Raw genomic sequence first — 2,347 nt, 5'->3', positions numbered from 1 at the left:
GAAGAAATACTATTTGTTTTATTCTTAGGCTCTGTTTATTATTAGGAGGATTATTTAGTTTACCTTGATGGGAAATATCATGTCTGAATTAACAAAAACTCTATTAAATATCCGTAGCCTTCGTGCGTTCTCACGTGAATTAACTCTTGAGCAACTTGAAGAAGCGCTAGACAAGCTGACTATTGTTGTACAAGAACGTCAAGAGTCTGAAGCTGAAGAACGCGCAGCAAAAGCAGAGCAAGAAGCTAAGCTTTCTGCTATCGCAGAACAAATTGCAAAAGACGGAATCGATGTTGCCGATCTTATTGCTGCACTTTCTGGTGAAGCAAAATCTAAAACAACAAAATCTAAACGTGCTCCTCGCCCTGCGAAATACAAATACGTAGACGCGAATGGCGACGAAAAAACTTGGACAGGTCAAGGCCGTACGCCTTCAGCTATCCAAGAACAACTAGATGCTGGTAAATCTCTAGAAGAGTTTGCTCTTTAAGGCATCGAGTTTGCTAAGTGAATCATCAATAACCCACTAAGCAATAGAATTAATATTTAAGTCGACTAAAGTATTATTTACGGCTTCAATATATTCAGAAACAAAAAAGGCTCCTTTCGGAGCCTTTTTTATATTTCTAATAGTGAAATATAAATCAAAAAAATGCCTTATCTTTCCCAGTACGCTTCTTCTAGACTATCTTCTCTTTCAGGAAGGCCTCGAGATAATCGTGGCGAGTGCTGAACTAATACTTCATAACTTGCGCGGTTTGAATATTTACAAACTTGTGAGAAAGAAGAATACGTCAAGAATGAATGCTGATGCTTACTTGAGTTAGGCACATTTTCTTTATGGTACTTATTAGCGGCCATATCATGTAATAGAGCAGACAACGCAGCATCACCGGCACCATTCGTATTCTTAATCTTTTCTGGGCCGCCCATGTAAGGTGCGATATGCGAATAGATTTTCGTTGGATTTTCACATAAATCTTTATGTGCGGGACGACTAAACTCATAACGGTTAAATTCAGCAATCGAGCCTGGTAACAACGGTAATGATGTTTCACGCTTCACTGCATCTTCTGTGTAACCCGCCATAAACAAGCCCACAGGGCCTGCTGTACATAGAACTAAGTCTACCCAATCTAGTGCTTTGTCTGAAGCAGCTAGAGGATCGCTTTCACCCGTTAATGCTTCAGCTTCGTCTTCATTCATTGCAACAACGGTTACATGTTGTTCAAGGAAATCTTTCCAAAACTCTGGATCATCTTGAATAACGAATTTAGTACCAAGCGTTAAAACAACAGGTACATCGTATTTCTTCGCGTACTCAATAGCTTTCATTGTTGCTTCAGGCATAGGGTCACCTGGTTTACAACGAACTAAATACGCCGTTAATACTAAAGCAGAAGCACTTTTGAAAATTTTCTCAGGAATGCTTTCTGGTTTTAATTGGTTCATTTGTCCTTCGCTAATTGCGAAAGTACGTTCACCATCTTCTGTAATTAATGCAAAGCAGCGACCAATTGCGCCATCTACCCCTTGTAAATGGTTCAGATCCATTCTGCTTGATGTATTACATAAATAGCGGTAACCGTAGCTACCAATTTTAATATCTTGGCTCATTACACCCAATAGTGTTGAACGGTCATCCGCCAATACTGAGTAGTTGTGTAATGTATTACCAATTGTGCCACCTGCGTATTCATTAGTGATCAGGCACTGTTCTTTTAATTCTTGATACAAAGATTCAGCAGCTTCATCACCAATAACCAAAGAGTGTCCCTTACTTAAGCCATATTTTTCGATTAGCTCAGAACTCACCTTTGCTTCAATATCCACCAAAGTTTGGTCAATACCGATAATATGGGTACGTGACATTCTTTTGCTCGTTTGAGCTTGGCTTACTAAAGGGTCACGAGCGTGAACCGGAAAATAGTGCTTTGATTTACGTTGTCCAGGGAATTTCATAGGGCTAGTCTAAGTCAAGGGGAAATAGGTGGCGGATTCTACCGCGCTATATTTAACGCGGCAATCTTTCAAACTATAGCAAACGTTTGCTAGGCTATTTTTTTATTCGCCTTCCATAAAGCTAAGATCAGGCAGCATGCCCAAATGCTCGGCGTAACGTTTTTGATTAAACTCTGCGCCGTTTTTCATTACATCAAATACTTCAATTGCCAGTGCACATGCCATCGCTACAATTGCCTCTTCACGAGGTGTACCTGTCATCATTAAACGCATTAGCGTCTCTTTAACTTTTACTGGTTGCCCATCTTCAAGTTGGTTCTCGATAATCTCGATCAACTGTTCTTCTTGCATAAACTCATTTTGTTCAGACATTTTTTATCTCAGC

3 protein-coding genes are annotated in these 2,347 nt (G+C 39.8%); 1 reads left to right on the top strand and 2 read right to left on the bottom strand.

The features are described from left to right. Nucleotides 1–79 precede the first annotated feature (79 nt). A complete protein-coding gene (locus AB4496_RS25570) occupies nucleotides 80–490 on the top strand; it encodes an H-NS family nucleoid-associated regulatory protein (protein WP_012604381.1) in 411 nt (136 codons plus the stop codon). Nucleotides 491–657: 167 nt separating this feature from the next. On the opposite strand, the gene AB4496_RS25565 is transcribed toward AB4496_RS25570, so the two are convergent. Continuing rightward, nucleotides 658–1,962, bottom strand: coding sequence for an inosine/guanosine kinase (locus tag AB4496_RS25565; RefSeq protein ID WP_009848810.1), 1,305 nt, complete (start codon nucleotides 1,960–1,962; stop codon nucleotides 658–660). A gap of 102 nt (nucleotides 1,963–2,064) precedes the next feature. After that, nucleotides 2,065–2,334, bottom strand: coding sequence for a hypothetical protein (locus AB4496_RS25560; RefSeq protein ID WP_009848811.1), 270 nt, complete (start codon nucleotides 2,332–2,334; stop codon nucleotides 2,065–2,067). Nucleotides 2,335–2,347: the final 13 nt, after the last annotated feature.

It is taken from the genome of Vibrio sp. 10N.222.46.A1 (genome assembly GCF_041473595.1).
Lineage (GTDB): Bacteria > Pseudomonadota > Gammaproteobacteria > Enterobacterales > Vibrionaceae > Vibrio > Vibrio tasmaniensis_A.
Note: the sequence above shows the minus strand (reverse complement) of the source record. Positions and strands in the feature narration are given on the sequence as shown.